At 70.4% G+C, this 16478-nt stretch carries 14 protein-coding genes; 10 read left to right on the top strand and 4 right to left on the bottom strand.

The window, feature by feature from the left end; genetic code table 11:
- Positions 1-74: 74 nt before the first annotated feature.
- Entirely contained in the window at positions 75-2477 is a 2403-nt protein-coding gene (locus ACFYY1_RS18905) for a glycoside hydrolase family 65 protein (protein ID WP_388586577.1), read from the bottom strand.
- Between the two features lie 451 nt (positions 2478-2928).
- On the opposite strand from ACFYY1_RS18905, the gene ACFYY1_RS18900 reads away from it, so the two are divergent.
- A complete protein-coding gene (locus ACFYY1_RS18900) occupies positions 2929-3582 on the top strand; it encodes a CBS domain-containing protein (protein ID WP_388586573.1) in 654 nt (217 codons plus the stop codon).
- Positions 3583-4011: 429 nt separating this feature from the next.
- Positions 4012-4725, top strand: a complete 714-nt coding sequence (locus ACFYY1_RS18895) for a response regulator (RefSeq protein WP_388586570.1) — start codon at positions 4012-4014, stop codon at positions 4723-4725.
- Between the two features lie 33 nt (positions 4726-4758).
- On the opposite strand, the gene ACFYY1_RS18890 is transcribed toward ACFYY1_RS18895, so the two are convergent.
- Positions 4759-6384, bottom strand: coding sequence for a GAF domain-containing protein (locus ACFYY1_RS18890; protein ID WP_388586900.1), 1626 nt, complete (start codon positions 6382-6384; stop codon positions 4759-4761).
- Between the two features lie 357 nt (positions 6385-6741).
- On the opposite strand from ACFYY1_RS18890, the gene ACFYY1_RS18885 reads away from it, so the two are divergent.
- Positions 6742-8421, top strand: a complete 1680-nt coding sequence (locus tag ACFYY1_RS18885; RefSeq protein ID WP_388586567.1) for a hydrogenase maturation protein — start codon at positions 6742-6744, stop codon at positions 8419-8421.
- Positions 8422-8443: 22 nt separating this feature from the next.
- Here ACFYY1_RS18885 and hypB read toward each other — a convergent pair whose 3' ends face one another.
- Both hypB and ACFYY1_RS18875 read right to left on the bottom strand, forming a co-directional pair.
- Complete coding sequence (hypB, locus tag ACFYY1_RS18880) at positions 8444-9178, bottom strand: hydrogenase nickel incorporation protein HypB (protein ID WP_388586564.1); 735 nt, start codon at positions 9176-9178, stop codon at positions 8444-8446.
- A gap of 54 nt (positions 9179-9232) precedes the next feature.
- Positions 9233-9562, bottom strand: coding sequence for a hydrogenase maturation nickel metallochaperone HypA (locus tag ACFYY1_RS18875; RefSeq protein WP_388586561.1), 330 nt, complete (start codon positions 9560-9562; stop codon positions 9233-9235).
- A 259-nt stretch (positions 9563-9821) separates the two neighbouring features.
- On the opposite strand from ACFYY1_RS18875, the gene ACFYY1_RS18870 reads away from it, so the two are divergent.
- Genes ACFYY1_RS18870 through ACFYY1_RS18840 form a run of 7 tightly spaced genes read left to right on the top strand, consistent with a single transcriptional unit; the run spans position 9822 to position 16465 of the window.
- On the top strand, positions 9822-10877 hold the full coding sequence (locus ACFYY1_RS18870; RefSeq protein ID WP_388586558.1) for a hydrogenase expression protein HypE: 1056 nt from the start codon (positions 9822-9824) through the stop codon (positions 10875-10877).
- 46 nt (positions 10878-10923) lie between these two features.
- Positions 10924-12717: a nickel-dependent hydrogenase large subunit gene (locus tag ACFYY1_RS18865; protein WP_388586556.1), complete on the top strand. Its 1794-nt coding sequence runs from the start codon at positions 10924-10926 to the stop codon at positions 12715-12717.
- Complete coding sequence (locus ACFYY1_RS18860; protein WP_388586553.1) at positions 12717-13661, top strand: NifU family protein; 945 nt, start codon at positions 12717-12719, stop codon at positions 13659-13661. The genes ACFYY1_RS18865 and ACFYY1_RS18860 overlap by 1 nt, the downstream gene beginning before the upstream one ends.
- A complete protein-coding gene (locus ACFYY1_RS18855; RefSeq protein ID WP_388586551.1) occupies positions 13658-14311 on the top strand; it encodes a DUF5947 family protein in 654 nt (217 codons plus the stop codon). The genes ACFYY1_RS18860 and ACFYY1_RS18855 overlap by 4 nt, the downstream gene beginning before the upstream one ends.
- Positions 14308-14949, top strand: coding sequence for a DUF6084 family protein (locus ACFYY1_RS18850; protein WP_388586550.1), 642 nt, complete (start codon positions 14308-14310; stop codon positions 14947-14949). Before ACFYY1_RS18855 ends, ACFYY1_RS18850 begins: the two co-directional genes overlap by 4 nt.
- Positions 14946-16349 (top strand): hypothetical protein, encoded by a 1404-nt coding sequence (locus ACFYY1_RS18845; protein WP_388586548.1) that lies wholly within the window; start codon positions 14946-14948, stop codon positions 16347-16349. Before ACFYY1_RS18850 ends, ACFYY1_RS18845 begins: the two co-directional genes overlap by 4 nt.
- The gene (locus ACFYY1_RS18840; protein WP_388586545.1) at positions 16346-16465 is read left to right on the top strand and encodes a DUF6893 family small protein; all 120 of its coding nucleotides are present in this window, start codon (positions 16346-16348) and stop codon (positions 16463-16465) included. Before ACFYY1_RS18845 ends, ACFYY1_RS18840 begins: the two co-directional genes overlap by 4 nt.
- Positions 16466-16478 lie beyond the last annotated feature (13 nt).

The raw sequence follows: 16478 nt of genomic DNA, 5'->3' as shown, positions 1-16478 counted from the left end.
CGGCCCGTTCCCGGTCGCGCGCGGGCCATGGGCCGGCCGACCGGTCCGACGGACCGCGCCGGGCCCGCGAGGAGTCAGCGCGCCGGCAGGCGGAACCAGTGCTGCTCCCCCGCGGCCACGGTCACCAGCCGCTCGCCGGGCAGACACACGGTCAGCGGGGCAGCCGGTCGCGAGCGCGGCACGCGGATCCCCAGTCGGCCGGGCAGGAGACGGACACGGATGCCCCGGTGCCCGCGGTAACAGATGGTGAACGTGCAGCGCGGCAACTCCGTGAGCGGAACGGGGTCGATGTGGAGCCCGTCCGGGCCCGCCTCCAGTCCTGCGACGCCCCGTTCGACGAGATCGAGGGTGCCGGCCATGGCACCGAGGTGGATGCCCTCGCCGGTGGTGCCGCCCTGGACATCCGCCACATCGCTGAGCAGGGCTTCCTCGCAGTACCGCCAGGCGTCCTGGCCTCTCGCCCGCGCGAGCACCCAGCCGTGCACCAGGCTGCTGAGGGTCGAACCATGACTGGTGCGATCCAGGTAGTAGCCGACCGTCGCGCGCCACGTCTCGTCGTCGAGCCGGTATCCGAGACGGTCGAAGAGGGACCGCAGCTCGGCCGGGCGGAAGAGGTAGCCGAGCATGAGTGTGTCGGCCTGCTTGGACGCCTGATAGCGATTGACCGTGTCCCCTTCGGACTCCAGGATCCGGTCGAGCCGGCGGATGTCGCAGTATCGGGAGCGGTAGGCGTCCCAGTCCAGTTCGGCCAGCTCGCCGTAGCCCTCGAACTGGCTGATCACACCGCCGTGGAAGGGCACGTACAGCCGACGGGAGATGTCCTCCCAGCGGCTCAGCGTCCCGTCGTCCAGGCCGAACCGTTCGGCCAGCTCCCGTCGACGGGCCTCGGGGAGCCCGCCGAACGCCTCAAGGGCGCGGGCGAGCACCCAGGCCGCGGTCACGTTGGTGTACGCGTTGTCGTCGATCCCGGGAGCCGTGGCCCCGGGATAGGCGTCGTGGTACTCGTCCGGTCCCACCACACCGCGGATGCGGTAGCGCCCACGACCGGCGTCGTACGTGGCCGAAGCGCCCCAGTAGCCGGCGATGTCGAGCAGCAGCTCCGCCCCCGGTCCCTGGACGAATCCGGTGTCGCCGGTGCTCTGCCCGTACCGCCACACGTTCCAGGCGATGGCCGATCCGACGTGACGCTGCAGGTGCGAGTGGTCGGGCAGCCAGCGGCCCGAGCGGGGGTTGAGGTGCAGCGTCTGCGTCTCCTCGGCTCCCGAACTGCCGCTCTGCCAGGGAAACATCGCTCCTCGCAGGCCTGCCCGGCGGGCCGCTTCACGGGCCGCCGGCAGGCGCCGGTGACGGTACATGAGAAGGCCCCGCGCCACTTCCGGGAAGTGCAGGGTGATGCAGGGCAGTACGAACAGCTCGTCCCAGAAGACGTGTCCCCGGTACGCCTCGCCGTGCAGGCCCCTGGCGGGCACTCCGACGTCCAGCTCGGCCGTGTGCGGGGACAGCGTCTGCAGGACGTGGAAGAGGTGGAGCCGAAGGATGCGCCCCGCTTCGCCGGGTACCTTCAGCTCGCCCTGGCTCCACAGGCGTTCCCAGGCCGCACGGTGGGAGGCCAGCAGTCTCTCGAACGGCGCCGAGTGCGACGCGTGCTCGACGGCGAGCGGCAGGGGGTCGCCCGAGGGGCGGTCCAGCGACGTGTACAGCGCGGCGCACTTCACCACGGCGGCGGAATGCCCGCGGGAGACCGGCAGCCTGAAGCTCTGGACCGTTCCGGTCCCGGTGCAGCTCGATCCCACCGCCACGAGGGGCCGCGACGACGTGCGCACGGCGACGGCGATACGGATCCTGGACGAACGGGTCCGGCAGGAGAGCCAGGCCACGCCGTCCGCTCCGGCTCCGGCCCGGTGGCCGGTGAGATGGCGTCCGTCCAGCCCCCGGTATCGCTCGACACCCCTGTTGGTGACGTCACCGTCGATGACGGACTCGACCTCGACGGCCCCGCTCCAGCCGTACCCGTGGAAGGTGGTTCTCTGGGCGGCGAGGTACGGGTCGCCCATGTGGACGAGTCTGGTGTGGCTGACGCGGAGCCGACGGCCTTGGCCGTCCTGGAAGAACAGGTGGCGGGTGAGGACGCCGCCGCGCAGGTCGAGCGATACCTGGTGGCGCCGCAGGCTCGGGTCATCGGTGGTGAGCCAGTCCCCCGCCGGTCCGTCGTCCGGCAGGCAGCGGTAGCGCAGGCGTGTCCAGTCGGGCAGGTCGACCATGTCCTCGTTGCCGACCCGTTCGCCCGCGACCTCCGAGTAGAGGCGGTCGTAGCACCCGGCCGCGTAGGTGCCAGGGCAGTGGACCGCGTCGGCGCGCGACTCGGGTGCGGCGCCCCTGGTGGCGAATCTGCCGTTGCCGAGCGTGCACAGGGCTTCGGTCGTCCGCTCCGCCTTGGGGTCGTAACCGTTGAAGTCCCACTCGCAGGCCGTGCTCATGGCTGAGCCGGGGCTCTCCCGGTACGGGCCCGCTCCGCATGGGCCGGTCGGTCCCGGCCAGGACCTTTCGGGCCTCTCCCGCCCCGGCTGCGTGGATGTGATGGTGAGGACACTGCCACCCACCGAAGAAGGGGGCCGGGGATGTCCGAGGCAGAACCGCACCTGGCCGCGCCCGGGACGAGACCCGCGCTGCTGCGCTTCCCCGGCTGCGTCCGGACCATCACCGGCAGCAAGTTCTCATCGAGTGCGACCATGCCCGGATCCTCCTCGACTTCGGCCTCTTCCAGGGTTTCGCGGTCCTGCGCAGCCGCAACCGGGCGAAGCTGCCGTGCGACGCCTCGTACCTCCACGCCGTGGTCACCGCCCATGCCCGCCCGGACCACCACGGCCCCTCGTCGTTCTCCCCGCAGCAGCGGCCGACCGCTTGCCCGCATCCATCGAGGAACCTGCCATGACCTCCACCCGGTACACCGTCAGTGACGTCATGACGAAGACCGTCGTCACCGTCGCACCCGACACGGAATTCAAGGAGATCGCCGACGCCATGAAGCGGTGGAAGGTCACCGCCGTGCCCGTCGTCGAAGACGGGGGCCCGGTCGTCGGCGTCGTCTCCGAAGCCGACCTGCTCCCGAAGGAGGAATTCCACGACCACCCGCCCGGCCTGGTCGACCAGATGCGCCGCCTGGCCGACACGGCCAAGGCCGGCTCGGTCCGGGCCGAGGACCTGATGACGAGCCCCGCCATCACGATCGAGCCCGGCGCGTCCCTCCCCCGGGCCGCTCGGCTCATGGCCGCCCGGCGTGTCAAGCGCCTCCCGGTCGTCGACGCCGACGGCAGCCTCAAGGGCATCGTGAGCCGCGCCGATCTCCTCAAGATCTTCCTGCGCCCCGACGACGACCTCGCCGCCGAAATACGCCGCGAGGCCATCGACCGCCTGTTCCCCGACTCGCGCCGGGACGTGAAGGTCGACGTCACCCGGGGTGTGGCCACGCTCAGCGGTCGTGTCGCCGACGCCGCCCTCGTTCCGGTCGCCGCCCGCCTCGCTCAGTCCGTGGAGGGCATCGTCGGCGTGGACTGCCGGCTCGAAGGCCCGGCATCGGCCTGAGTGCCGTCCCTGCCGAGGAGCCGGCCAGGACCGAAACAGGGGCGAACGACCCCATACGCGCTGTGGGGCGATCCGCTCCATGCTGAAGTCATCGTTCCTTCCCGCCCCCGGGAGACCCACGATGCTCACCGAAGCACTCGACGACACGGCACCGGCCGGGCTCGTCGCCGATGCCGTCGCCGCCCCGTGCGGCCCGCGGCATGGGCTGGGCGGGTCGCGGAACCAGGCCGGTCGGCCCAAGCGCCGTGCGTACCGGGCAGCACACGATGGAACGGAACCGGTTGCTGCGGCCGTACGGCCCCGGGCCGACGCTCCCGAGGGCTGAACGGACCGGAGAACGGGACCGTTCGCACCTGGTGTGTTCCGCTTGTACGGACTGACGAGGGCGAGCGGGACCGCGCAAAGCCCCTGCGGGCGAGGAGGACCGCCATGAGCGACGACACGGGGTTCTCGGCGCAGAAGCCGATCCGCGTGTTCCTGCTGGACGACCACGAGGTGGTCAGGCGCGGCGTGCAGGATCTGCTCGACGCGGAACCCGACATCGAAGTCGTCGGCGACGCCGGCACGGCCGATCACGCGTTGGCCCGCGGCCCGGCGCTCCGCCCCGACGTGGCGATTCTCGATGTACGGCTGCCGGACGGCGACGGGATCACGGTCTGCCGTGAGCTGCGTTCACGGATGCCGGAGCTGGCCTGCCTGATGCTCACCTCGTTCGACGACGACGAGGCACTGCTCGACGCGATCATGGCGGGCGCGGCCGGCTACGTACTGAAGGAGATCAAGGGCTCGGACCTCGTCGCCGCCGTCCGGACGCTGGCTTCCGGGCACTCGACCCTCGACCCGGCCACGACGACTCGGCTGATGAACAGCCTGCGCGAGGAGGAGTCCGGCTCCGGCGCCGACAAGGAGACCGATGCGCTGTCGGCACTGTCCCCGAGAGAGAAGGACGTCCTCGCACTGATCGGTGAAGGGCTGACCAACAACCAGATCGGCAAGCGCCTCTACCTGTCGGAGAAGACGGTCAAGAACCACATCTCCCGTCTGCTGGCGAAGCTCGGTGTGGAGCGCCGGATCCAGGCGGCGGTGATCGCCGCGCACGCCTCGGAAGCCTCCCCACCCGGTGCCGAGCACCATGGGATCTGACCGTACGGCTCCTCGAAGCACCCCGCCCCCGCATCAGGAGAGTCGCAGCGGCACCCGCCAGCTCAGCCGGGTACCGCCCTGGGCGGACTCCCCCACACTCATCCCCCCGCCGAGTTTCTCGGCGCGCCGTGCGAGGTTGTCGAGCCCGCTCCGGGAACCGCTGTGTGCCGGCATGCCCACACCGTTGTCGGACACGACCAGGTTCACCTCGCCCTCCCCCACCATCAGTGAGATGTCCACCGCCGTCGCCCGTGCGTGGCGGGTGACATTGCTCAGCGCCTCGCCGAGCACCGCGACCACCTGCTCGGCGGTCCCGGCCGGCACATCGGTGTCGATCAGTCCTCCCATCCGCAGCGAGGGCTGGAAGCCCAGGGTCCGGGCGGCCTGCTCGACCGTGGCCGCCGTTCGGGCACGGAGCCCCTGGCCGGCCCGGCCCGAGTCACCGGCGCGGAGTGCGAAGATGGTGGACCGGATGATCTTGATGGTCTCGTCCAGATCGTCCACCGCGCGCAACAGCCGCTCACTCGCCTGGGGCTGTTCCACGAGCCGCACCACGCTCTGCAGGGTCATTCCGGTGGCGAACAGCCGTTGGATGGCCAGATCGTGCAGATCCCGGGCGATGCGGTCGCGTTCCTCCAGCAGGGCGATCTGCTCGGCGGAATCGCGCCGTTCGGTGAGCTCCATCGCCAGTGCCGCCTGTCCGGCGAATGCCAGCAGGAGCGCGGCCTCCGCACCGGTGAAGGCGGGACGTTCCCGTACCCGGGCCAGCAGCAGCACCCCACGGGTCCGCTCCCCCGCGACCATCGGCACCGCGACCGCGGGGCCGAGCCCCGCCCACCTCGGCGAGCCCTCGGTGGTCCTCGGATCATGTTCGACATCGAGGCTGGTGACCGGCTCGCCCGCGTCGAGTGCGGCGCCGGCGAACGATCCCTCTCGCGGCAGCTCCAGACCGCGATGCATCTCGGCGTCCAGCCCGGACGCCTGTGCCACGCGGAGGGAATCCCCTGCTGCGGGCCGTGCCAGCACGCCGAGATCCGCGGCGAGAACGTGTGCGGAGTGATCAACGATCATCCGCAGGACGTGTGCCTCGTCCGCTCCGCTCAGCAAGGTCGCGACGATCTCGCTGTTGGCTTCCTGCCAGCGTTGGCGGTCGCGCGTCTCCACGTACAGACGGGCGTTCTCGATGGCCACTCCCGCAGCCACCGCGAGCGTCGACAGCGCGATCTCGTCCTCGGCGTCGAACGCCCGGCCGCCCCGCTTCTCGGTCAGGTAGAGGTTGCCGAACACCTTGTCGCGAACCCGGACGGGGACCCCCAGGAACGAGTGCATCGGGGGGTGGTTCGGCGGAAACCCGTAGGACGAAGGATGAGCGGAGAGTTCCACCAGCCGCAACGGCTCGGGGTGGCGGATCAGTTCGCCGAGGATGCCGTGTCCCTCGGGCAGGGGGCCGATGGCCTCGCGCTGCTCCCGCGTGATGCCCACCGGCAGGAACTGTGCGAGCCGGGTTCCCTCACCGACCACTCCCAGGGCCCCGTACTCGGCGTCGACCACGACGACCGCGGCCTCGACGATCCGGCGCAGCACCTGGGGCAGATCGAGTCCTCTGCCCACCGACATGACGGCATCCAGCAGCAGGGCCGCCTCGACCGGTCCCCGCATCACGGAGTCGAGCCGCTCCTGGAGGTCCCCCGGCAGTGTGCCCAGCCGACGGTGCGCTTCTCCGCAGTGGCCGGATCCCCTGTCGTCGTTGCCGCCGCTGTTCTCGCCGTTGCCGCCGTTGTCGCCCACGGTGCCTCCGTCGTGACCCACGGAGCGAACCGGGGTCACATCTTCACGGTAGTGGCTTCACGGCGAGAAGCATCCGGTGGGTTCGACGAGCGAAGCAGCGCGTGGGATCCCTGTCCGCTCAGTGCGCTTCGGGTGAATTCCCGGCATGTTCCCGCCGAGTGGGTCCCGCTGAGCAGGAGCCCACGCCCAGGCTCGATCAGGACGGACCGCAGCCACCGGGAGATCGCCGTGCACATCCTGCTTGTCGCAAGCGCCTTCAACAGCCTTACCCAACGTGTCCAGGCGGAGCTGAGGGACCACGGGCACTCCGTTGCCGTGCAGCTCGCGCACGAGGAGGACCCGGTCCGGGAAGCCGTCCGCCGGGAGTGCCCGGACCTTGTCGTGGCCCCGTACCTGAAGACCGCGATCCCGAGGGACGTCTGGTCGGTCCACACCTGTCTCGTCGTCCATCCGGGGCCGGTCGGCGACCGCGGGCCCTCGTCGCTGGACTGGGCCGTCCACGAGGGAGCGGACCGCTGGGGCGTCACCGTGCTGCAGGCGAACGCGGAGATGGACGCGGGCGACGTGTGGGCGTCCGTGACCTGTCCGCTGCCCCCGGTGGGCAAGAGCGACCTGTACCGCAACGAGATCTCGGACGCCGCCGTGGAGGCGGTGCTCCTGGCGGTCGCGCACTTCGCGTCGGGGACGTACACCCCGGCGCCGCAGGCCCCCGGCGCCGGCTGCCGCCCCCTGTTCCGCCAATCGCTGCGTCGCATCGACTGGCGGTCGGACTCCACCGCGACGGTGGCCCGCAAGCTCAGGGCGGCCGACTCCCAGCCCGGTGTGCTCGACGAGTTGCTGGGGGGCGAGTGGTTCCTGCACGGCGGGTATCCCGACTACCGGCTGGGCGGGCGTCCGGGGGATGTGGTGGCCACCCGGGACGGCGCGATCTGCCGGGCGACCACCGACGGTGCGGTGTGGATCCCCGAGCTGCGGCCACGGCGGGCGCCGGGCGGCCCGGCCACCTTCAAGCTCCCCGCCACCTCGGCGCTGGCCGGGCGGCTGTCCGCCGTGCCCGAGCGGCCGGCTCCGCTGCACCGGGGCGGGGACGACGACACCTGGTCCGAGATCGGCTACCGGGAGGAGGCCGGGACCGGCTTCCTGTCCTTCTCGTTCCGTGGCGGCGCGATGAGCACGGCGCAGTGTCAACGCCTGCTGCGCTCCTACCTGTTCGCCTGCTCCCGGCCCACTTCGGTGCTGGTCGTCGGCGGCGGCCGGGACTTCTTCGCCAACGGCATCCACCTCAACGTGATCGAGGCGGCGGCCGATCCCGGCGCCGAGTCCTGGGCCAACATCAATGCCATGGACGATCTGGTGGAGGCGGTGCTGACCACCACGGACCGGCTCGTCGTCGCCGCTCTGGCCGGAAACGCCGCGGCGGGCGGGGTGATGCTGGCCCTCGCCGCCGACGAGGTGTGGTGCAGGGCGGGAGCGGTGTTCAATCCGCATTACCGCCTGATGGGGCTGTACGGATCGGAGTACTGGACGTACACGCTGCCGCGGCGGGTGGGGGCGCCGGCTGCCGACCGGCTCATGCGGGACGCCCTGCCGGTCAGCTCCGCCGCGGCCCATCGGCTCGGGCTGGTCGACAGGGTGATCCCGTGCGCACCCCAGTCGTTCGACTCGGAGGTCGGCGCCCTGGCGACCCGCCTGGCGGCCCTGCCCGCGACGCAGTCCCGGATCCACGCGAAGAAGGAGGAACGGGACCGGGTCGCCCTGGCTCCGTACCGGGAGGCCGAACTCGACCGTATGCACCGCATCTTCGCGGACCCGCACCACCCGTACCACCGGCTGCGCCGGGCCTTCGTCCGCAAGGAGCGCCCGGCGTCGGCCACCGCGGTCCCTCGGCCCCCGTTCCCCCGGGGCTGACCGCGGTACGGCGGCGGAGCGGCTACCGCTGCTCCGCCAGCCAGTCGTACCAGTGGGCCAGGCCCTCTCCGGTGGTCGCGGAGACCGTCAGCACGCGCACGTCCGGGTTCACCGAGCGCGCGTGCTGCGCGCACCGCTCGACGTCGAAGTCGACATGGGGCAGGAGATCGGACTTGTTGATCAGGATCAGGTCGGCGGCGGCGAACATGTACGGGTACTTCAGCGGCTTGTCCGTGCCCTCGGTGACCGAGATGATCACCACCTTGCTGCGCTCCCCCAGGTCGAACAGGGCGGGGCACACCAGGTTTCCGACGTTCTCCACCATCAGCAGCGATCCCTCGGCCGGGGACAGCGCCGTGAGGGCGTCCCGCATCATCTGCGCGTCGAGGTGGCACCCCGCCCCCGTGTTCACCTGCACCACGGCGCAGCCCGTACGCCTGATCCGGTCGGCGTCGAGCCTGGTCTCCTGATCGCCCTCGATGACGGCCACCGGCCGGTGGCCGACGAGGTCGGTGACCGTGCGTTCCAGCAGGGTGGTCTTGCCTGCGCCCGGTGAGCTCATCATGTTCACGGCCACGACGCCGCGGTCGGTCATCCACGCCCGGTTGCGCTCCGCGAGCAGGTCGTTCCTGGCGAGTACCTTCTGCTCGATGGTGACGGTCCCACCGGCTCCACCCGGCTGACGACGCTCGTGCGGATGAGGGTGCGGATGCGGATGCGGATGTCCGTGGCCCGGCGCATCATCCTCCCGCAGCATCACGACCCTGGTCCCGCCGGAGTCCTCGGCACAGCCGCACGTACCGCACATGGTTCAGCCCACTTCCATGGAGACGATCTGCAGTTCCTGTCCCGATGTGATCTCCACATCCGCGCTGCCACAGGGACACAGCAGAATCAGGTCGGTCAGAGTGAACGCGACGGCACAGGTGCGGCAGCGGCCGGCGCCGGGCGGCTGGTCGATCTCCAACTGCGCGCCCTCGGCGGCCGTTCCCTCCGCGACCAGGCCGAAACAGAACCGCATCGAGTCGGGCACCACGGCCGTGAGCACGCCGACGCGGACGCGGACGGAGCGAACCGGACGCCCCCCGGCGCGCTCGCACACCGAGTCGACGACGCTCTGCGTGATGGCCAGCTCGTGCACCGGTGCCTCGTCCTTCCGCGGGTGACTCCGACCGTAGGGCCGCCGGAGGACCGTGGCGCCGACCGAGGGGCCGGTCCCCCGCCCGGACCACCCGAGCGGCCCACCGCATGCCGTCATTCGGCCCCCGGTGACGAGCCGGGGCGGCGAATTCCCCTGTTGCCGGTGTCCACGAATCGAGGCGTGATGGTAGCAATGTTCGCGTACCCATCCGTGGGGGCCGATGCCCGGTTGGGCCGTCATCCTGAAAGGCGACACTGCCATGCCGACAAAGGAAGCGGTAAAGGCCGAGGACACACTGATCCACGTGCTGTGGATCAACGCAGGACTGAGCTGCGACGGCGATTCTGTCGCACTGACCGCAGCCACGCAGCCGAGCATCGAGGAAATCGCGCTCGGCGCCCTGCCGGGGCTTCCGCAGGTCGCCGTCCACTGGCCGCTCATCGATTTCGAATGCGGCCCGAACGGCGGTGCCGATGACTTCCTCGAATGGTTCTTCAAGGCCGATCGCGGAGAACTGGAACCGTTCGTCCTGGTGGTCGAGGGATCCATTCCGAACGAGCGGTTGCACGACGAGGGTTACTGGTGCGGGTTCGGCAACGACCCCGCCACCGGCCAGCCGATGACGACCAGCGAGTGGCTCGACCGGCTGGCTCCGAAGGCGACCGCGGTCGTCGCGGTCGGCACCTGCGCGACGTACGGCGGCATCCACGCCATGGCGGGCAACCCGACCGGCGCAATGGGGGTTCCCGACTACCTGGGCTGGGACTGGAAGTCCAAGGCCGGAATCCCGATCGTGTGCGTCCCGGGGTGCCCGATCCAGCCGGACAACCTCTCGGAGACACTCACCTACCTGCTCTACATGGCCACCGACCAGGCGCCGATGATCCCGCTCGACGACGCGCTGCGGCCGACGTGGCTGTTCGGGTCGACGGTCCACGAGGGCTGCGACCGGGCCGGGTACTACGAGCAGGCCGACTTCGCGACGGAGTACGGCTCACCGAAGTGCATCGTCAAGCTGGGCTGCTGGGGTCCCGCGGTCAAGTGCAACGTGCCCAAGCGCGGCTGGATGAACGGCATCGGCGGCTGCCCCAACGTCGGTGGCATCTGCATCGGCTGCACCATGCCCGGGTTCCCGGACAAGTTCATGCCGTTCATGGACGAGCCCCCCGGCGGAAAACTCTCGACCAACGCGGTCGGACTCTACGGATCGACGATCCGGCGGCTGCGCGGCCTCACCACCCATGCCCTGGACCGTGAACCGAAATGGCGCAAGCCCGGCAAGAAACTCACCACCGGCGCCACACGCACCTGGTGAGTGACCACGTACATCACCGCAACGGAAAGAAAGAAGAGGCGGCGCAATGACCGCAACGCAGCACAAGGGTGCCGGGGGCGGCCAGGGAAAGACCGACCTCGTCGAAATGGCGTGGGATCCCATTACCCGGATCGTCGGCAGCCTGGGTATCTACACAAAGATCGACTTCAAGCAGAAGGTGGTCGCCGAGTGTCACAGCACCAGCTCCATCTTCCGGGGCTATTCGGTCTTCATGAAGGGCAAGGACCCCAGGGACGCGCACTTCATCACGAGTCGCATCTGCGGAATCTGCGGTGACAACCACGCCACATGTTCCTGTTACACGCAGAACATGGCGTACGGGGTGAAGCCGCCGAACCTCGGCGAATGGATCGTGAATCTCGGCGAGGCCGCGGAGTACATGTTCGACCACAACATCTTCCAGGAGAACCTGGTCGGGGTCGACTACTGCGAGAAGATGGTCGCGGAGACCAACCCCGGGGTACTGGAACAGGCCAACCGCACCCCCTCCCCGCACGCCGACGCGCACGGATACAAGACCATCGGCGACATCATGCGCTCGCTCAACCCGTTCACCGGCGAGTTCTACCGCGAGGCGCTCCAGGTCAGCCGGATGACCCGGGAGATGTTCTGCCTGATGGAGGGCCGGCACGTGCACCCCTCCACGCTCTATCCCGGCGGGGTCGGCACCGTGGCGACCATCCAGCTGATGACGGACTACATCACCCGCCTCCAGCGGTACGTCGAGTTCATGAAGAAGGTCGTGCCGATGCACGACGATCTCTTCGACTTCTTCTACGAGGCCCTGCCGGGGTACGAGCAGGTCGGCAACCGGCGCATCCTGCTGGGCTGCTGGGGCTCCTTCCAGGACCCGGAGCACTGCAACTTCGAGTACAAGGACATGACCGCCTGGGGCCGGAAGATGTACGTCACCCCCGGTGTCGTCGTCGACGGGAAGCTGGTCACCACCGACCTGGTGAAGATCAACCTGGGCATCCGGATCCTGCTCGGTTCGTCGTACTACAACGACTGGGACGAGCAGGAGACCTTCGTCTCCCACGACCCGCTCGGCAATCCGGTCGACCGGCGTCACCCCTGGAACCAGCACACCAACCCGCAGCCGCAGAAGCGGGACCTGGACGACAAGTACAGCTGGGTCATGTCACCGCGGTGGTTCGACGGCAAGGACTACCTGGCGCTCGACACGGGCGGCGGTCCGCTCGCACGGCTGTGGACCACCGCGCTGGCCGGTCTGGTCGACATCGGCTACGTCCAGGCCACCGGCCACAGTGTCAGGATCAACCTCCCCAAGACCGCCCTCAAGGGGCCGGTGGAGCTGGAGTGGCACGTCCCGAAGTGGAGCAACACCATCGAGCGCAACCGGGCACGCAGCTACTTCCAGGCCTACGCGGCCGCCTGCGCGCTCCACTTCGCGGAGCAGGCCCTCGCGGAGATCCGCTCCGGGAACACCAAGACCTGGGAGAAGTTCGAGGTCCCCGAGGAGGGCGTGGGCTGCGGGTTCACCGAGGCGGTCCGCGGTGTCCTCTCCCACCACATGGTGATCCGGGACGGCAAGATCGCCAACTACCACCCGTACCCGCCGACTCCGTGGAACGCGAGTCCCCGTGACACGTACGGCACTCCCGGCCCGTACGAGGACGCCGTGCAGGGCCAGCCGATCTTCGAGGAGAACGACCGGGAGCACTTCAAGGGCATCGACATCATGCGCACGGTGCGCAGCTTCGATCCCTGTCTGCCCTGCGGTGTGCACATGTATCTCGGCGAGGGCAAGAAGCTGGAGCTCCTGCACTCCCCCACCCAGTCCGCGGGCAGTGAGTGATGGCGCGGGAGGACTCCCCGGCCGCGCCCGACTGGCGGACGACCGGTGAACGCATCGACACCCTGATCGCCGCCAGCGGCTCGGGCGGCGCGGTCGCCCGCGAGCGCAGCGAGGAACTGGTCCGGCTCGTCACCGACTTCTACGGTGCCGGGCTGGAACGGTTGCTCGACCTCGTGCACGAGCAGGGGCGGCTGGACGACGAGGTCCTGGCCGCCCTGGCCGACGACGAGCTGGTGGCCGGCGTCCTGCTGGTGCACGGGCTGCATCCGTACGGCGTGGAGACCCGGGTCGAGCGGGCCCTGGAGAGCGTACGACCGTATCTGGGTTCGCACGGCGGCGATGTGGAGCTGCTCGCCGTCACCGACGAGGGCACCGTCCGGTTGAGGCTGCTGGGCAGTTGTGACGGCTGCCCGTCGTCCTCGGTCACGCTCAGGCTGGCCGTACAGGGTGCTGTGGAGGCGGCGGCGCCGGAGATCACCTCGATCGAGGTCGAGACCGCGGCCGGTGAGGGCGCCGGGGCAGCGGGGCCGCTGGTAGCGGTGGACTCGCTGTTCACCCGGCTGCGCACGGAGCCCGGGACGGCCGGCGACGACGGCGCGTCGTGGGAGGCCGTGCCGGAGCTGTCGGGGCTGGAGTCCGGCGCCGTGGCCCGGTTCGGTGTCGGCAGGATGCCGGTGGTGGCCTGCCGGGTGGGCACGGATCTCTTCGCCTTCGAGGACCGGTGCGCGCGCTGCGAGCATCCGTTCGAGGGTGGCACGCTGGCGCGTCGGCTGGGCGGTCGGTCCGGTGACGCGATCCTGCGCTGCGCCGGGTGCCATGCACACTACGACGTGCGGCGGGCCGGGATCTGCCTCGACGAGGACGGTGCCCACCTGGCCCCGCTGCCCCTGCTGTCGGACGGTGCCGCGGTCTCGGTGGCGGTCCCCGCGGCGGTGGCACCGTGATCCCCGCCGGCCGTTCCGCCTCGCCGGCCTCCACCCTGCTGCGACTGAGGCGCAATCGGCCACGGCCGCCCGCCGGCGAGCGCTGCGAGATGTGCGCGGAACCGATCGGCGAGACCCACTCCCATGTGGTGAACCTCGACAGCCGCGCTCTGATGTGTTCCTGCCGGGCCTGCTGTCTGCTGTTCACCGACGAGAACGCGGAGCTGCGCTACCGGGCGGTCCCCGAGCGATATCTGCACTTCGCCGGGCTGACCGTGGACGGGCGCGCCTGGGACGAGCTGCAGATTCCCGTGGGGCTCGCCTTCCTGTTCCGCAGCTCCGTCCAGGACCGGATGGTCGCGTTCTACCCCGGGCCCGCCGGAGCCACCGAGTCGGAACTGCCGCTGGACGCCTGGGATGCCGTCGTCGAGTCGTGCCCGGAGCTCGCCGTGCTGCGTCCGGACGTGGAGGCGCTGCTGATCCGGCGTACGGCCCGGAGCGACGCTTCGTGCCATCTGGTGCCGATCGACGCCTGTTACGAGTTGGTGGGGCAACTGCGCTCGCTGTGGCGCGGGTTCGATGGTGGTGCCGAGGCCCGTGCCGCAGTGGACGGCTTCTTCGCCCGGGTGGCGGACCGCAGCCGGCCCGCCGCGGGGATCGGGGCGCCGTGAACGACTTCGCGTTCTCCGTGCTCGACGTGGTGGCCGATCCGTACGCGGCCGCTCCGCAGCTGACCGCGCGGCTGCGGATCGAGGAGCGGACGGGCCGGCGGATCCACGCCATCGCGCTGCACTGCCAGGTCCGCATCGAGCCGCAGCGGCGCCATTACGACGAGGCCGAACAGAGCGGCCTGGTGGCGCTGTTCGGCGGCCGGGAGCGCTGGACGGACACCCTGAGGCCGTTCCAGTGGATGAGCTGCGACACCACTGTGCAGGGGTTCAGCGGTGCGACCGAGGTCGATCTCGCCCTGCCCTGCACCTACGACTTCGACGTGATCGGTTCCCGCTACCTGCACGCCCTGGGCGAGGGTTCGGTGCCCCTCGCCCTGATGTTCTCGGGCACGGTCTTCACCCGCGGCAGCAAGGGCTTCGGGGTCGAGCAGGTGCCGTGGGACTGCGAGGCCCGGCACCCCATGCCGGTCGAGGTGTGGCGACGCATGGTGGCGGCGCACTACCCGAGCACCGGATGGATCCGGCTGGACCACGAGGTGCTGGCACGCTTCGCGGACTTCCGGGCCCGGCGCGGGCTGATCAGCTGGGACGAGACGGTCCAGGCCCTCCTGGCCGAGCACGACGAGGTGGTCCTGTGAGTCTCGACCAGGTGCGTTCGATCGCCGACGCCGTCCTGTACGAGGGGTACCTCCTGTACCCGTACCGGGCGAGTTCGCACAAGAACCGGTCGCGCTGGCAGTTCGGGGTCCTGGGCCCGCCGCACGCGACGGCGGCGAGTTTCGGCGAGGAGCCGGAGATGGAGATGCAGTGCCTGCTGGCACCGCACGACGGGCCGCCGGCCGTCACCGTGCATCTGCGCTTCCTTCAGCTCCAGGCCCGCGAGGTGCGGAGCACGGGCGGGGACGGGGTGGACGCACCGGTCGAGCAGCTCGTCGTCGACGGGGTGCCGGTGATGTCCTGGGACGAGGCCGTCGAGCGTGAAGTCGTGCTGACCGCCCTGCCGTTGGGGGAGGTGACGGACACCGTCCATGAGGTCCCGGGCGGCGAGGACACCGAGCCGGTGACCGACGCGCGGGATGTGATGGTGGGCCGGATCGTGCGGCGGCGGCTGCCGTTGACGGTCCGGGTCCGCACCCGGGCCGTCGTCGACGACGGATACGTGCGTCTCTCGGTGGCGGTCCGCAACGAGCATCCGGAGCCCGCGGCCACCAAGGACGCCGCGATCCGGTCCTCGCTGATCGGCGCGCATCTGCTGCTGCGGGCGCACGACGCGGGGTTCGTCTCACTGCTCGAACCGCCCGCCGGGGCGGCGGCGGCCGCCGGCCGTTGCCGCCAGCGCAGGTGCTGGCCCGTGCTGGCCGGACCGAAGGGCACGAAGGACACGCTCCTCGGTGCGCCGATCATCCTGTACGACTACCCGGAGGTCGCCGAGCAGAGCCCCGGAGCACTGTTCGACTCGACCGAGATCGACGAGATCCTGACCCTCCGTGTGATGACCATGACGGAGGAGGAGAAGGCGGAGGCCCGTGCCACCGATCCCCGGGCCCGGGAGATCATCGACCGGTGCGACGGCATGTCGCCGGCCGGCCTCCAGCAGTTGCACGGCCTGCTGCGCGACCCGCACCGGCCGCCGCCCGCGGCTCCCGTGGACCCGGCGGCCGATGTCCGGGACGTGGAACCCGCCGCCTTCGACACCGCGGGCGCACCCTGGTGGAACCCGGCGGCCGACGCCTCGGTACGGCCCGGGAGCGACGAGGTCGTGATCGACGGGGTCCGGGTGGCCAAGGACAGCCTGGTCCGCGTCCACCCCTCCCGGCGGGCGGACGCGCAGGATCTGTTCTTCGCCGGCCAGGTGGCCCGGGTGACGGCCGTCCTCTCGGACGTGGACGGTGGTACGCACATCGCCCTGGTCCTTCTCGACGATCCCGCTGCGGACCTGCACGACTGGTACGGCCGCTACTTCTACTTCGCGCCCGACGAACTGACACCCCTGAGCGCCGAGGAGACGGCGCAGCACCGAGAGGAGAACCGCTCATGAAGACCCTGGGCCTCATCACCGCTGGAGCGGCCACGGCCGTGGCGCTCGTCGCCGTGGCGGTCGGGATCAGGTCGATCCCCGACATCCGCCGATACCTGCGCATCCGTTCGATGTGAATCCCGACCCGAG

The organism is Streptomyces sp. NPDC001890, assembly GCF_042891445.1.
Taxonomy (GTDB): domain Bacteria; phylum Actinomycetota; class Actinomycetes; order Streptomycetales; family Streptomycetaceae; genus Streptomyces.
The sequence above is the reverse complement of the archived record's forward strand: the minus strand, read 5'-3'. Positions and strand labels throughout refer to the sequence as shown.